Origin of the sequence: Pseudomonas sp. PA-4-8C (genome assembly GCF_021606625.1) — a bacterium.
Lineage (GTDB): Bacteria > Pseudomonadota > Gammaproteobacteria > Pseudomonadales > Pseudomonadaceae > Aquipseudomonas > Aquipseudomonas lactis.
On record NZ_WKCD01000118.1, the window covers coordinates 1 to 15,245 of the forward strand.

Below are 15,245 nucleotides of genomic sequence, written 5' to 3' on the forward strand. Positions count from 1 at the left end.
GTCGTTGAGGTGCTCGGCGGTGTCCTGCAGGCGGGGAAGACAGGTCTTCAGACGCGCTTCCTGGCTGAGGATCGACATTTCCAGACGCGCTTGTGCGCCACGGCTGTCGGTGTACATCTGCGCGATCAACGGGTCGGACGTGGTCTGTTCGGCCAGGCGCAGCAAACGCTTGAGACCGCGCTGTTGCCAGCTCAAGCCCAGCAGGCCCAACGGCACCGACAGCGCCGCTGCCAGGGCAAAGCCCCATTGGGAGGTGAGGGTGGCGCCGATCATGAAGCTCAGTTGGCTGACCAGGATAAACGGCAGCCAGTCCTGCAGCACCGGCAGCCACTTGTCCCGCTGGGGAACGGCCGACTTGCCCTGGTTGATACGTTGATAGAGCGCTTCGGCCCGGCGGATCTGCTCGGCGGTGGGCTTGATGCGCACCGATTCGTAGCCGATCACCTGGTTGCCGTCGAAGACCGGCGTCACATAGGCGTTAACCCAATAGTGGTCACCGGTCTTGCAGCGATTCTTGACAATGCCCATCCATGGCAAGCCTTGTTTGAGCGTGGACCACATATGCGCGAACACGGCCGGCGGCACATCCGGGTGACGCACCAGGTTATGTGGGGCGCGGATCAGTTCTTCGCGGGTGAACCCACTGATTTCGACAAAGGCGTCGTTGCAGTAGGTAATCACACCCTTGGCATCTGTGGTGGAGATCAACCGTTGCTGAGCGGGGAAGGTACGTTCGCGCTGGGTAACGGGTTGGTTATTACGCATGATTGTTCAATCCGCAAGGCTTTCAGGGGGTATCGGCCATGCGGGGCATTTATTTAACTTATTTTTGCAACAATCCTGCGAACGGTGTTGCCCCTGTAGGAGCGAGCTTGCTCGCGAAACACTCAAGGGCAACGCGTTCATTCAGGATGCCCGCGTTAGCGTTGAAGTCCTTCGCGAGCAAGCTCGCTCCTACAGTAAGGAAGGTTTAGCCTGCGAGCATCGGGTAGGTGAACAACCCGAAGTGCAGCAGATTCAAGCCAAAGTGCGTGGCAATCGCCGCGCCGAGCCCGCCAAAGCGATAGGCCAGGCCGTAACCCACGCCGGCAATACTCGCCAGCAGCATCCACTGCCAACCCGCAGCAAAATGCACCAGGCCGAATAACAGCGAGGCCAACAGCAGCGCGAGGTTCTCGCCATAGGGCAGGTGTTTGAAGCGTCGGCTCAGGCCGCCCTGGATATACCCGCGAAACAGCGCTTCTTCGACCAACGTCACCAGCAGCAGGTTATTCAACACCCACAGCCACGCCTCGTCCGGCCATTTCGGCGCCCAACTGATCATCCCTAGCAGCGCTGCGCCACCCAGGGCGGCGATGGCGGCCAGGGTCAGGGCCACGGCCGTGACGCAGATCGACAGGCGCAATGAGCGTCGCGCCACAATCCATGGGCAGGCCAGCAACAGCCAGAAGCCGATCAGGGGTTTGTCCTGGTTCAGGTACATCGAGAAGGGCACTGAGTCCGGAGTAAAACGCTGGGGCGCAATACCGCGGCCGTTATAGAAACCCGGCAGCCAGTGCATCGCCAGGCCCAGGGCCAGGACAATAAACAAGCCGTGACCCAGGTAGCGCGCCCAAGGGTTGCGTTGCTGGCGCACGGCGTACCCGGCCACCAGCAGCAGTGCGATGGAGACCGCCGCCAGTACGCCCAGTTGGCCGTAGATCAAGGCCACGACATAGCCAATGGAAAGTAGGGTGAGGTACAGCCAGGGCAAAGCAATCATGTGAAATCCTTCGAAAAATCCGGGCAGCATTATAGCGAGTGGCCAGGTTCCAGGGCATGAAAACGCCTCCACGTACAAGGCAAGGGGGAAAGGATTGCAAAGTATGTTTGCGGCTGGTTATAGTCGTCGCGTCTTAATCCCTTCAAAAAAGATCAGCACATGCCAGCTTCCCAGCGCATAGCGGTAGTCGATTCAGCGGTCAACGCCGTGGTCGTGCCGTGCCGGGGCAAGCAGCCTGCGCAGATCAGTCATTACCCCCCACCTGTCAGTAGCACGCCGGTGTACGCAGTCGTATCACCGCCGGGTGTTGGCATTTCGGGCTGATCAGCAATCCGCCGTTGCCCCGTGCCTGCCTGAAAAAAACCTACTGAAATTCAGTTTTTTACTGAGTCGGCTTTTTAGCCTGATAACAGGTGGTAACCATGTCTGTGCTTTCGAAACAATCCGTGGCCGCGGCGGCCTCGACGAGCGTGTTTGTCTTGCTGTGGAGCAGCGGGGCGATCTTCTCCAAGTTGGGCCTGGCCCATGCTTCGCCCTTTGCATTTCTGTTGATCCGGTTTGCCATCGCCCTGATTGGGTTGGTGGTGTTGGTACCCATCCTCAAGTTGAAGCTGCCTCGTCCCGGCAAACCCCTGCTGTATGCGGCGGCGACGGGCTTGGTATTGCTGGGGGCCTACCAGATTTCTATCTGCTGGCCCTGGACCTCAACGTCACCCCCGGCGTGATGGCGACCATCATGGGCGTGCAGCCGATCCTTACCGTGGTACTGATGGAGCGCCAACGCTCCTGGCGCCGGCTGTTCGGCCTGGGGTTGGGGTTGGCGGGCTTGATCATGGTGGTGTATCAGGGCATCGGGCTGGCGGGCATGTCCCTGGCGGGGATGCTGTTCGGGCTGCTGGCGCTGGCGAGCATGACGTTTGGCTCGATCATGCAAAAACGCATCACCGACAATCCCTTGGGCACGCTGCCACTGCAATACCTGGCCGGGTTGCTGCTGTGCGCGGTGTTCGTGCCGTTCCAGCCGTTCCACTTTGAACACAGTGCGCGTTTTTACCTGCCGGTACTGTGGATGGGGCTGGTGGTGTCGGTACTGGCGACGCTATTGCTGTACCGCCTGATCGCCCGGGGCAACCTGGTGAATGTCACCAGCTTGTTCTACTTGGTGCCGGCGGTGACGGCGGTGATGGACTACCTGATCTTCGGCAACCGCCTGGCCCTGTTGAGCGTGTTGGGAATGGCGTTGATCATCGTCGGGTTGGTCTTCGTGTTCCGTAAAAACTAAAAACCACTCACTGTAGGAGCGAGCTTGCTCGCGAAGAACGTCAACGATAACGAGGGCATCCTGAATGAACAGGGTGCTCTCGGGTTTTTCGCGAGCAAGCTCGCTCCTGCAGTTATTTGGACCAGCGCAGTACCAACCACAGCGCCCCGGCAATCAACACTCCGCCATACAGATGGGCCATGGACAACGGCTCATCCAACAGCAACGCCCCCCACAACACGCCGAACGGCGGAATCATGAAGGTCACAGTCATCGACTTGACCGGGCCAATGGATGACAACAGGCGGAAGTACAGGATGTAGGCAAACGCCGTACACACCAGCCCTAGCCCCAGCAGCGACGACCACACCTGCCAGCCGCCCCAGCTCGCCGGTGGATGGCTGATGGCGCTGTAGGCAAAGAACGGCAACAGAAACAACGTCGCCCCCAACATGCTGCCCAAGGCCGAGAGACGGCTGTCCAACCCGCCGCGCTGGTCCAGCCAACGCCGCGCCAGGAAACCGGCAAAGCCATAGCAGGTGGTTGCCAGCAGGCACGCCAATGCGCCCATCAATAATTCCAGATCAAAGGCCACCGGCCCCGCACGCGTGAGCACGGCAACGCCAAACAGCCCCAAGGCGACACCTGCGATTTTCGACGGCGTCAGGCGTTCGCTGAAAAACAATCCGCCAATCAGCACGCCCATCAGCGGTGTGGTGGCGTTGAAAATCGCCGAATAACCCGCCGGCAGTACCTGCGCCGCCACTGAATACATGGTCGCCGGAATCCCGGAGTTGATCACCCCCAGCAGCAAAACGGTTTTGAACTTGCCCTGGAAATCCCAGCTCACGCGCATCATCGCCAGGATCACCAATAAACCCGCGGCGGCAATCGACACGCGGAAGAACGCGGTGGGCACCGTGCCGATTTCCGGCGCGATCATGCGCATAAACAGGAAACTCGCGCCCCAGATGGCAGCCAGCCCCAGCAGATACAGGGTGTCAACAGGTCTCACGGAAAACTCCTACGCCAATCGGGCGCAGAAGTGTTGCCCAGCGGGCAGGTCGGCACAATGGCTAATTGCAGTCAGTTCACCGCCGTGCAAAATCATTCTTCTCCTGCCTCGGTTCACTGGCTAAGCTCTGGGCTTCCAGATACCCGTTCGAGGTTTCCCGCATGTCGCAGTCCGCCCTCGCTATCGCCCGGATGATCCTCGACGGTTTCGACGATTACCGTGAGCACTTCCGCCAGATCACCGATGGCGCCCGTGAGCGTTTCGAGAAGGCCCAGTGGCAGCAGGGGCAGGCCGCGTCGGCCGCGCGCATCAACCTCTATGAAGAGAAAGTCGCTGAGGTCACGACCCGCCTGCGCGCCAGTTTTGACCCTGCGGCGTTGCAGGACATCGGCCAGTGGCCCCTGGTAAAAAGCGCCTATATCGGCCTGATCGATCTGCGTTTTGACGATGAACTGTCCGAGACCTGGTACAACTCGATCTTCTGCGGCCTGTTCAGCCATGACCTGATCAGCGACGGCTGTATGTTCATTCACACCACCCGGCCTAGCCTGCGCCGGGCGCGGGCGGCGCAAACCCGTATCTACACGCCGGCCGGTAAAATAGCGGACATGCTCGCGCAGGTTTTCTCTGACTACAGCTTCAGCGAGCCCTACGCCGACCTGCCCGCCGACCTGCGCCGCCTCGAAGCCCAGTTGCGTGAAAACCTGCCGGATTGGGTGTGCAAGGACCCAGACCTCAAGGTCGAGTTGTTTTCCTCGGTGCTGTACCGCAACAAAGGCGCCTACCTCGTGGGGCGCATCTACACGCGCGACGAACAATGGCCGCTGGTGATTCCGCTGCTGCACCGCGAAGGGCGTGGCATTCAGATCGATGCGTTGATCACCGACGAAGCCGACGTGTCGATCATCTTCTCGTTCACCCGTTCCTATTTCATGGTCGACGTGCCCGTGCCCGCGGAATTCATCGGCTTTCTCAAGCGCATCCTGCCGGGCAAGCACATTGCCGAGCTGTACACCTCCATCGGTTTCTACAAGCACGGCAAATCCGAGTTCTACCGCGCGCTGATCAACCACCTTGCCACCACTGATGACCAGTTCATCATGGCCCCCGGTGTGCGTGGCATGGTCATGAGCGTGTTCACGCTGCCGGGTTTCAATACGGTGTTCAAGATCATCAAGGACCGCTTCTCGCCGTCAAAAAACGTCAACCGCGCCACGGTGATCGAAAAGTACCGCCTGGTGAAAAGCGTCGACCGGGTAGGGCGTATGGCCGATACCCAGGAGTTCGCCGACTTCCGCTTCCCCTTGAGCAAGTTCGAGCCCGAGTGCCTGGCCGAGTTGCTGGAAGTCGCCGCCGGTACTGTGGAGGTAGAGGGCGACACCGTGCTTATCCGCCACTGCTGGACCGAGCGACGCATGACCCCGCTAAACCTCTACCTCGACAACGCCAACCCCGCCCAGGTGCGCGAAGCGTTGGAAGACTACGGCCTGGCGATCAAGCAACTGGCGGCGGCGAATATCTTCCCCGGCGACATGCTGCTGAAGAACTTTGGCGTCACCCGCCACGGCCGCGTGGTGTTCTACGACTACGACGAAATCTGCTTTCTCACCGAAGCCAACTTCCGCCATATTCCCGCGCCGCGCACCCCCGAGGATGAAATGGCCTCCGAGCCCTGGTATTCCATAGGCCCGTTGGACGTGTTCCCCGAAGAGTTCCCGCCGTTCCTGTTTGCCGACGCCGGGCAACGCCGGTTGTTCGATGAGCTGCATGGCGAGTTGTACAACGCTGACTACTGGAAGGGCCTGCAGGACGCGATTCGTGCCGGCAAGGTGATCGACGTGTTCCCTTATAAGAGGAAAGAGCAGCCATAAGCTGCAAGCTGCAAGCTGCAAGGGGCAAGTGAAAGTAGGTCTGCCCTTACTTGCTGCTTGAAGCTTGCCGCTAGCAGCTGCTTTTCTGCGACAATTCGCCCCCTGCATAAATAGACGACCCAAACGCACCTGATGACAGACCAAGCACCCACCATCGACCAACTGCTCAAAACCCTCGATCACGCCATGCTCGCCGACCGCCACCGCTTGCGGCGCCAGTTGCTTGAGCTGCGCAAGAAGCCCGACGAGGAGAAGCTGGCGCAGTGGGTGGCGCGCATGCAGGCATCCTGTGCCCAGGTCACGGCGCGGCGCGCCAGCCTGCCGGTGATTCGCTATGACGACAGCCTGCCGATTGCCGCCAAGCGCGATGAGATCAAGGACGCGCTGAACAAACACCAGGTGCTGATCATCGCTGGTGAGACCGGCTCGGGTAAAACCACGCAGTTGCCAAAAATCTGCCTGGAAATCGGTCGCGGCCAGTTCGGCCTGATCGGCCATACCCAGCCGCGTCGGATCGCCGCGCGCAGTGTCGCCAGCCGCGTCGCTGAAGAACTGGCCACGCCGCTGGGCGCGTTGGTCGGCTATCAAGTGCGCTTTGAAGACCAGAGCGATGCCAACACCCTGATCAAGCTGATGACCGACGGCATCCTGCTGGCCGAAACCCAGAACGACCGCTACCTGGAACGCTACGACACGATCATCGTCGACGAAGCCCACGAACGCAGCCTGAACATCGACTTCCTGCTCGGCTACCTCAAGACCCTGTTGCCGCGTCGCCCCGACCTGAAAGTCATCATCACCTCGGCCACCATCGACCTGGAGCGCTTTTCCAAGCACTTCGACGATGCGCCGATTGTCGAGGTGTCGGGCCGTACCTTCCCGGTGGACACCTGGTATCGCCCACTCACCCTGGAACAGGACGAGGAGGGCAACCGCGTCGAGGACGACCTGACCGTCGACCAGGCGATCCTTGCCACCCTTGATGAAATCGCCGCCTATGAGCGCAGCGAACGGCGCAGTCCTGGCGACGTGTTGGTGTTCCTGCCCGGCGAGCGCGAGATTCGTGACGCGGCCGATATGCTGCGCAAGGCCCAGCTCAAACACACCGAGATTTTGCCGTTGTACGCACGGCTGTCGCCGGCCGAGCAGCAGCGCATTTTCCAGTCCCACCCGGGCCGGCGCGTGGTACTGGCGACCAACGTCGCGGAAACCTCGCTGACCGTGCCGGGCATTCGCTATGTAATCGACAGCGGCACGGCGCGCATCAGCCGCTACAGCTACCGCGCCAAGGTGCAGCGTTTGCCTATCGAGGCGATTTCCCAGGCCAGCGCCAACCAGCGTAAAGGCCGTTGCGGCCGGGTTGAGCCGGGCATTTGCGTGCGCTTGTACAGCGAAGAAGATTTTATCGCGCGCCCGGAATTCACCGACCCGGAGATCCTGCGTACCAACCTGGCCGCCGTGATCCTGCAGATGCTGCACCTGCGCCTGGGCGAGATCACCGATTTCCCGTTTATCGAACCGCCGGATGGCAAGGCCATCAGCGACGGTTTCAACCTGCTGCAAGAACTCTCGGCGGTGGACCGCAACAGCCAGCTCACACCGCTGGGCCGCCAGCTCGCCCGCTTGCCGGTGGACCCGCGCATGGGTCGCATGTTGCTGGAAGCGGCCAAGCTCGGCAGTTTGCAGGAAGTGCTGATCGTCGCCAGCGCCATGTCGATCCAGGACCCGCGCGAGCGCCCACCAGAGCGTCAACAAGCGGCCGACCAAGCCCACGCACAGTGGAAAGACCCGGATTCGGACTTCGCCGGGTTGGTCAACCTGTGGCGCGGTTTCGAGGAGCAGCGCCAGGAACTGACCGCCAGCCCGTTGCGCAACTGGTGCCGCAAAAACTTCCTCAACTACTTGCGCCTGCGCGAGTGGCGTGATTCCCATCGCCAGTTGAGCCTGATCTGCCGCGACATGCAACTGAGCCTCAACAAAGAGCCCGCCGACTATCCGAAGCTGCATAAAGCCGTGTTGTCCGGCCTGCTCAGCCAGATCGGCCAGAAGACCGAAGACGGCGACTACCTCGGGGCGCGGCAGCGACGCTTCTGGATTCACCCGTCTTCGGGCATCGGCAAGAAGCGCCCGCAGTGGCTGATGACCGCCGAACTGGTGGAAACCACCAAGCTCTATGCACGCATGGTGGCGAAAATCGATGCCGATTGGATCGAACCGCTGGCCGGGCACTTGATCAAGAAAAACCACTTCGAACCCCATTGGGAGAAGAAGCGCGGCCAAGTGGTGGCGTTTGAGCAGATCACCCTGTTCGGGCTGATTGTGGTCGGGCGCCGGCCGGTGCATTACGGGCCGATTGACCCGGAGGTGTCCCGCGAGCTGTTTATCCGTGAAGGCCTGGTACGTGGCGAGATTCAGTCCCGTGCCAAGTGCCTGACGGCCAACCAGAAACTGCTGGAGCAACTCGATGAGCTGGAAGCCAAGGCTCGCCGTCGCGACATCCTGGCCGACGAAGAAACCCTGTACGCCTTCTACGATGCGCGCTTGCCCGCAGAGATTCACCAGACCGCCACCTTTGACAGTTGGTACAAGGTCAACAGCCAGAAAGACCCGCAACTGCTGATCATGCGCGAAGAGGACGTACTGGCCCGCGAGGCCAGTGAAGTCACCGCCGCGCATTACCCGGACACCTTGCACTTGGGCGACCTGGCCCTGGCCTTGAGTTACCACTTCGAACCCAACCACCCCCGTGACGGCGTGACCCTGCGGGTGCCGGCGCCGTTGTTGCCGGCGTTGCCAGCCGAGCGCCTGGAGTGGCTGGTGCCGGGGTTGATCGAAGCCAAGTGCATCGCCCTGGTGCGCAACTTGCCCAAGGCGCTGCGCAAAAACTTCGTGCCGGTGCCGGACTTCGTCAAGGCCGCGCTGCAACGCATCGAATTCGGCCAGGGCTCGTTGCCCCAGGCGCTGGGGCGTGAATTGCTGCGCATGACCGGTGCGCGGGTCAGCGATGAGGCGTGGGCCGAGGCGGCGCAGCAGGTGGAAAACCACCTGAAGATGAACCTGGAAGTGGTCGACGGCCAGGGCAAGTTCCTCGGCGAAGGCCGCGACCTGGCCGAGCTGACCGCACGGTTCGCCGAAGCCAGCCAGGCCGCCTTGGCCGTGCCGCAAACCGCGAAAAGCCAGCAACCGGTAGAGGCCAAGGTGTTTGCGGCGGTGGCGCAAAAGACCCAGCAAAACATCGCCGGCCTGTCGATGACGGTGTACCCGGCCCTGGTGGAAGAGAACGGCGCGGTCAAGGAGGGGCGCTTCTCGACTGCCGCCGAAGCCGAGTTCCAGCACCGTCGCGCCTTGCAGCGCCTGCTGATGCAGCAATTGGCGGAACCGGCGAAATTCCTGCGCGGCAAATTGCCGGGCTTGACCGAGTTGGGCCTCATGTACCGTGAACTGGGGCGTATCGACGCGCTGGTCGAAGACATCCTGCTGGCCAGCCTCGATACCTGTGTACTTGAAGGCGAAGATAGCCTGCCACGCGATGGCGCTGGCCTGGCAGCCTTGGCTGAACGCAAGCGCGGCAGTTGGACCGAGCACGCCGAGCGCCTCGCGCGCCTGACCCTGGAGGTGCTGAAGCTCTGGCACGGCCTGCAAAAGCGCTTCAAGGGCAAGATCGACCTGGCCCAGGCCGTGGCCTTGAACGATATCAAGCAGCAACTGAGCAACCTGGTGTACCCAGGCTTTGTACGGGAAACCCCGGCCCAGTGGTTCAAGGAACTGCCGCGTTTTCTCAAGGCCATCGAGCTGCGCCTGGAAAAACTGCCGAGCCAGGTGCAAAAGGACCGTGTGTGGAGCAGCGAGTTGGGCGGTTTGTGGGCGCAGTACCAGAACCGCCTGAACAAACACACCCAGGAAGGCAAGCGCGACCCGCAACTGGAGCTGTACCGCTGGTGGCTGGAGGAGTACCGGGTGTCGCTGTTTGCCCAGCAGTTGGGCACCAAGGTACCGATTTCCGATAAGCGCCTGAGCAAGCAATGGAGCCAGGTAGAGCCCTGAACCCCTGGCCCACCTGTAGGAGCGAGCTCGCTCGCGAAAAACGTCAACGATAACGCGGGTATCCTGGATAAGCGCGTTGCCTGTGGGTTCTTCGCGAGCAAGCGCGCTCCTACAGGCATTAGGGCAAGCCCCATCCCACAATGGGATGTTTGTCTGGCCTATAGCGCCAAATCCCCAGGGTTGTGGCAAACTTCGCGGTTACAAGAGTGAATAAAAGCATTGCCAGTTTGATGCCCGCTGGATGACATCAAACCACTTTAAGTTTGGTACGACGGTACCAATATCTTCTGCCTGACAGATTTAGAGGAACGACCGTGCATAACGTCGTCATCAGCGGCACTGGCCTGTACACCCCGGCCAACAGCATTTCCAACGAAGAGCTGGTGCAGTCTTTCAATGCCTACGTACAACAGTTCAACGCCGACAACGCCGCCGCTATCGAACGTGGCGATGTGCAGGCGCTGACCGAGTCGAGCGCGGCATTCATCGAAAAGGCATCCGGCATCAAGAGCCGTTTTGTGATGGACAAGGACGGCATCCTCGATCCGCAGCGCATGGCTCCACGCCTGCCCGAGCGCAGCAACGACGAATGGTCGGTGCTTTGCCAGATGGCCATCGGTGCCGCCGAACAAGCCCTGCAGCGCGCCGGCAAGACCGCCGCCGATATCGACGGCGTGATTGTCGCCTGCTCCAACCTGCAACGCGCCTACCCGGCGATCGCCATTGAAGTCCAGGAAGCCTTGGGTATCCAGGGTTTCGGTTTCGACATGAACGTGGCGTGTTCCTCGGCCACCTTCGGCATCCAGAACGCGGCCAACAGCATCCAGTTGGGCCAGGCCCGGGCGATCCTGATGGTCAACCCGGAAGTCTGCACCGGCCACCTGAACTTCCGTGACCGTGACAGCCACTTCATCTTCGGTGACGCCGCCACGGCGGTGATCCTGGAGCGTGCTGACCTGGCGACGTCCGAACATCAGTTCGATGTGGTGAGCACCAAGCTGCTGACCAAGTTCTCCAACAACATCCGCAACAACTTCGGCTTCCTCAACCGCACCGCGGAAGAGGGCATCGGCGCTCCCGACAAGCTGTTCGTGCAGGAAGGCCGCAAGGTGTTCCGTGATGTCTGCCCGATGGTGGCCGAATTGATCGGCGAGCACTTGGCAGAAAACCAGCTGAGTGTCACCGATGTGAAGCGCTTCTGGCTGCACCAGGCCAACCTGAGCATGAATCACCTGATCGTCAAGAAGCTGCTGGGGCGCGACGCGTCGGTGGAAGAAGCGCCGGTGATCCTCGATACTTACGCCAATACCAGCTCGGCCGGCTCGGTGATTGCGTTTCACACTTATCAGGATGACCTGCCCAAGGGCGCGGTTGCCGTACTCAGCTCCTTTGGCGCCGGGTATTCGATTGGCAGTGTGATCCTGCGCAAACGCTGAGTATGTGGGAGCTGGCTTGCCTGCGATGGCATCACAGTGGTGTGCCTGATACACCGAGGTGTCTGCATCGCAGGCAAGCCAGCTCCCACAGGGTCGGGTGTGCACTTTTAGATCGAGGTTTGAATGGCAGCAGCGGACGACACGCACCTGCTTGAACGCCTGCTCAAGGGTGAGCAGCAGGCTTATAAGGAATTGGTCAACACCTACCAGAGTGCAATGCGGGCAGTGGCCTATGCCATCGTCGGCCAGCGCCATGCCGATGAGGTGGTGCAAGATGCCTGGCTCTCGGTGGTGCGCAACCTGGCCAAGTTCGAAGGGCGATCCAGCCTCAAGACGTGGTTATTAACCATTACTGCCAACTCCGCAAAGAGTCGTTACAAACAAAATCGTCGGGAAGTGCTGCTCGACGACTTGCCCTCACCCCACGGCACTATCGGCGATGACCGCTTCAGCCCCGATGATGGCCATTGGGCTGTCGCCCCGTATGCCTGGCACCAGGACACCCCGGAAGCGCTGCTGACCGAAGATGAATTGCGCCAATGCCTGGAGCATACGATTCTGAGCTTGTCCGAATTACAAAGCAGTGTGCTGGTGTTGCGTGAACGCCAGGGCCTGGAGCTGGAAGAGATCTGTAATCTTCTCACCCTTTCACTCTCCAACGTCCGTGTGCTGTTGCATCGAGCACGGCTTAAAGTCTTCGCCACGGTGGAGCATTTTGAGGAAACGGGCGAATGTTGACCTGTAAAGAGCAAGTAGCGCGTTCCAGTGACTATCTCGATGGGCAATTGACCTTTCGGGAGCGTCTTATGGTGCGTCATCACTTGATGTTTTGCCCGAACTGCCGGCGCTTTATCCGTCAGATGCGCCTGATGCAGGCGACGCTCAAGCGTATGCCGCAGGAGCCGGTGGAGGGTGTGGATGCGCTGGCTGAACAACTGGCGGCCGAGCGGCGTAAAGACATCATGTAGGAGCGAGCTTGCTCGCGAAGAACGTCAACGATAACGCGGGTATCCTGGAGAACCGCGTTGCCTGTGGGTTCTTCGCGAGCAAGCTCGCTCCTACAAGTTAAGCATTAGAACTTGGCTTCAGCATCCAGTTGCAAGGTGTTGGTGTCGGCATCCCGCTGGGTCCGGCTGGCAAAGTCAGCCTTGGTCAGGAAGTAGGTGGCGCCGATGGCGAAGTTCTTGTCGATGTCGTAGCTGACTTTCATCTTGTGACCGCGCGAACCGGTGGTGCCGTTGGCGAAGTCCGAATCGGTGAAGGCGCCTACGACGGCATTACGTTGAACGTCGCGGTAGTTGTAGTCCAGGTTCAAACCGAACACCTTGGACTTGGCACCCAGCAACCAGGCGGTGTCCTGGTCGGTCACCGCATCGTTGTTTTTCACGTACTGGCCGTAGAACGACAGCGGCACAGCCAGGCCACCGATGTCTGCTTGCGCAAAGCCTTCGTACAAGCGGAATTCGTTGTTGGCCGAGTTGCCGTTGACCGCCAATGCGCAAGGCGTGGTGGTGGTTGTGCAACGGCTGTCTTCGTCATTCTTGTAGGCGTAGATGCTGCCGCCCAAGGTCATTTTCAGGTTGTCGGTGACCGAGAAACGCGTACCCAACTGGCCGGACGTCAGGCGCAGGTCATGGCGAAATTGCACGCCGTCACCGTCCACGTTGTCCTTGAGGTTGTAGTTACCCAGGCTGCCGAACAGCTCCGCACTGCTACCCAGTGGGTATTTGTAGGTGACTGCCAGGCCTTCAGGGTTGATGTCGCTATCCCAGATCACGTCGCCCATGTTCACCCACGGTTGCAGCATCTTGCCGCCGATCACGTGCAGGTTCTTGATCTGGTCCGGGTGGTAGTCGATGTAGCCGAGGTCCAGCCAGATCGATTTCTTATCGAAGTAACCATCCTGGTCCTGGTTAGTGGAACGTGCATCGTCGCCGCCGCCGGTGGCGATACGGATACCGGTGTCCACTTGCGGGTTGATTTCGGTGTAGGCACCCAGGCGCGCACGGATACGTTGACGGTCCTTGTCACGCCCACCGTTGTTGGGCTCGCCGTCGATCTTGATGGTTTCCTGACGGAAGCGCACATCACCCTTGAACTGGGTCTTGGCTGCCCAAGCCAATTTCTGGTCGAAGCTGCTCAGCTCGTTGGTTTTTTTCGCAGTGGCCGCGATCTGCTCGTTGGTCTCTTGTTGAGCCTGGCGGGCGATCTGTTGTTCTTTCTGATCCCTGGCCAGTTCCATTTGCAGTTCGGTGTACTGCGCCGCGGTGATCTGGCCGTTGGCCTTGAGCATGTCGAGCAATTTAGCGTCGACTGCAGCGCTGGCCGGAACGCTCAGTGCCAGCAACAGGCCGCCACACAGGACCGCCGCAGTTTTAGTGGAAGCAAGACGCATATCAATCTCCGAAAGTGAGGAGGGAGGGCAACACCCTCCAGGACACAACCGACCCATGACGGACGGAAAAAATGTCGCCCGGTAGACCCGGACGCTCTAAAAACTGGCGTCAGTATCGCGACCGTTTATGACGGAGTAGTGGCTAAGTGATTTCATCTAGATGACAAATCGTTACGCTACGGAACTAAGGGTTTTGACGTCTGTCCGCGTGTTTTCTGGGTGTGTGTGCGGCTGTGATCAGCGATACTCGCCAGGTTTTCATGCCAAGAAACAATGAGGATGCCGATGCCGTTGCAACGCCTGGACAGCCTGTCCGATATCGCTGCGCACACGTGGGATGCCCTGATGCCACAGGCCCAGCCGTTTATGCAGCATGGGTTTCTGAGCGCGCTGGAAGACAGCGCCAGCGTCGGCCCGCATTCGGGCTGGCAGACGGAGCATTTGCTGCACTGGGAAGGCGACCGGTTGATGGCGGCATTGCCGGGTTATCGAAAATGGCATTCTTATGGCGAGTACGTGTTCGATCACGGCTGGGCCGACGCCTGCGAGCGCGCTGGCATCGACTACTACCCCAAGTTGCTGACGGCCGTGCCGTTCAGCCCGGTCGGTGGGCCGCGCGTGTTGGCTGCCAGTGCCGCAGACGCTTTCGAATTGCTCAATAGCCTGCCGGGGTATCTGGAGATCGAAGGCCTGTCGAGCGCCCATATCAACTTTACCGATGCCCTCGCCGATGAAGCCATGGCCCAACACCCCGGCTGGTTGCAACGCCTGGGTTGTCAGTTTCATTGGCAGAACCGAGGCTACCGCGACTTCCAGGATTTCCTCGACGCCCTGAGTTCACGCAAGCGTAAACAGATGCGCAAAGAGCGCGAACAAGTGGCGGGGCAGGGTATCGAGTTCGAGTGGTTGCAAGGCCACGAGCTGAGCGAAGCCCAATGGGATTTTGTCTACGCCTGCTACGCCAACACCTACGCGGTGCGCCGGCAATCGCCCTACCTGACCCGCGCGTTTTTCAGCCTGCTGGCTGAGCGCATGCCCGCAGCCATCCGCGTAGTCTTGGCCAAACAAGGCACGCGCCCGGTGGCCATGGCCTTCAGCCTGCTTGGTGGCGACAGCTTCTATGGCCGCTACTGGGGTTGCCTGGCGGAATTCGACCGCCTGCATTTCGAAACCTGTTTCTACCAAGGCATGGACTACGCCATCGCCCACGGCCTGCAACGCTTCGATGCGGGTGCCCAGGGGGAGCACAAATTGATTCGCGGGTTTGAGCCGGTGATTACGCGGTCCTGGCACTACCTGCGCCACCCGGGGTTGAAGAACGCTGTGGAAGATTTTCTTGAGCGCGAACGGGTGGGGGTTCTGGCGTATGCCGAAGAGGCGAGGGCGGCTTTGCCTTATCGGCACTCTGACGGAACGTAAGACACCTTGTACGAGCGATCATTCTCGCGAAGAACGTACAGG

10 protein-coding genes and 1 pseudogene are annotated in these 15,245 nt (G+C 60.3%); 7 read left to right on the forward strand and 4 right to left on the reverse strand.

All coding sequences use genetic code 11. The features are described from left to right. Nucleotides 1-765: PAS domain-containing protein (locus GIW04_RS17635; protein WP_236479087.1), on the reverse strand; the 765-nt coding region annotated here is incomplete at its 3' end. Between the two features lie 205 nt (nt 766-970). Further along, complete coding sequence (locus GIW04_RS17640; protein ID WP_003193151.1) at nt 971-1,762, reverse strand: CPBP family intramembrane glutamic endopeptidase; 792 nt, start codon at nt 1,760-1,762, stop codon at nt 971-973. A gap of 422 nt (nt 1,763-2,184) precedes the next feature. Between GIW04_RS17640 and GIW04_RS17645 the strand changes: the two are divergent. Further along, nucleotides 2,185-3,044 (forward strand): annotated as a pseudogene (locus tag GIW04_RS17645) (DMT family transporter). Between the two features lie 112 nt (nt 3,045-3,156). Here GIW04_RS17645 and GIW04_RS17650 read toward each other — a convergent pair. Beyond that, nucleotides 3,157-4,038: a DMT family transporter gene (locus GIW04_RS17650; protein ID WP_034136157.1), complete on the reverse strand. Its 882-nt coding sequence runs from the start codon at nt 4,036-4,038 to the stop codon at nt 3,157-3,159. A gap of 161 nt (nt 4,039-4,199) precedes the next feature. Here GIW04_RS17650 and aceK point away from each other — a divergent pair, with 161 nt between their 5' ends. The 5 genes from aceK to GIW04_RS17675 all read left to right on the forward strand — a co-directional run bounded on the left by aceK (nt 4,200) and on the right by GIW04_RS17675 (nt 12,357). Further along, nucleotides 4,200-5,909 (forward strand): bifunctional isocitrate dehydrogenase kinase/phosphatase, encoded by a 1,710-nt coding sequence (aceK, locus tag GIW04_RS17655; protein ID WP_120248439.1) that lies wholly within the window; start codon nt 4,200-4,202, stop codon nt 5,907-5,909. A 132-nt stretch (nt 5,910-6,041) separates the two neighbouring features. Next, the gene (hrpA, locus tag GIW04_RS17660; protein ID WP_120248438.1) at nt 6,042-9,953 is read left to right on the forward strand and encodes an ATP-dependent RNA helicase HrpA; all 3,912 of its coding nucleotides are present in this window, start codon (nt 6,042-6,044) and stop codon (nt 9,951-9,953) included. 314 nt (nt 9,954-10,267) lie between these two features. Beyond that, nucleotides 10,268-11,389 carry a beta-ketoacyl-ACP synthase III gene (locus tag GIW04_RS17665; RefSeq protein WP_003193141.1) on the forward strand — a complete coding sequence of 374 codons (1,122 nt, stop codon included), beginning with the start codon at nt 10,268-10,270 and terminating at the stop codon, nt 11,387-11,389. Nucleotides 11,390-11,512: 123 nt separating this feature from the next. Then, nucleotides 11,513-12,127 carry an RNA polymerase sigma factor gene (locus tag GIW04_RS17670; protein ID WP_003193139.1) on the forward strand — a complete coding sequence of 205 codons (615 nt, stop codon included), beginning with the start codon at nt 11,513-11,515 and terminating at the stop codon, nt 12,125-12,127. Continuing rightward, nucleotides 12,121-12,357, forward strand: coding sequence for an anti-sigma factor family protein (locus tag GIW04_RS17675; RefSeq protein WP_003193137.1), 237 nt, complete (start codon nt 12,121-12,123; stop codon nt 12,355-12,357). Before GIW04_RS17670 ends, GIW04_RS17675 begins: the two co-directional genes overlap by 7 nt. Before the next feature lie 104 nt (nt 12,358-12,461). On the opposite strand, the gene GIW04_RS17680 is transcribed toward GIW04_RS17675, so the two are convergent. Beyond that, nucleotides 12,462-13,784 (reverse strand): putative porin, encoded by a 1,323-nt coding sequence (locus GIW04_RS17680; RefSeq protein ID WP_003193136.1) that lies wholly within the window; start codon nt 13,782-13,784, stop codon nt 12,462-12,464. 285 nt (nt 13,785-14,069) lie between these two features. Here GIW04_RS17680 and GIW04_RS17685 point away from each other — a divergent pair, with 285 nt between their 5' ends. After that, complete coding sequence (locus GIW04_RS17685; protein WP_034136154.1) at nt 14,070-15,203, forward strand: GNAT family N-acetyltransferase; 1,134 nt, start codon at nt 14,070-14,072, stop codon at nt 15,201-15,203. Nucleotides 15,204-15,245 lie beyond the last annotated feature (42 nt).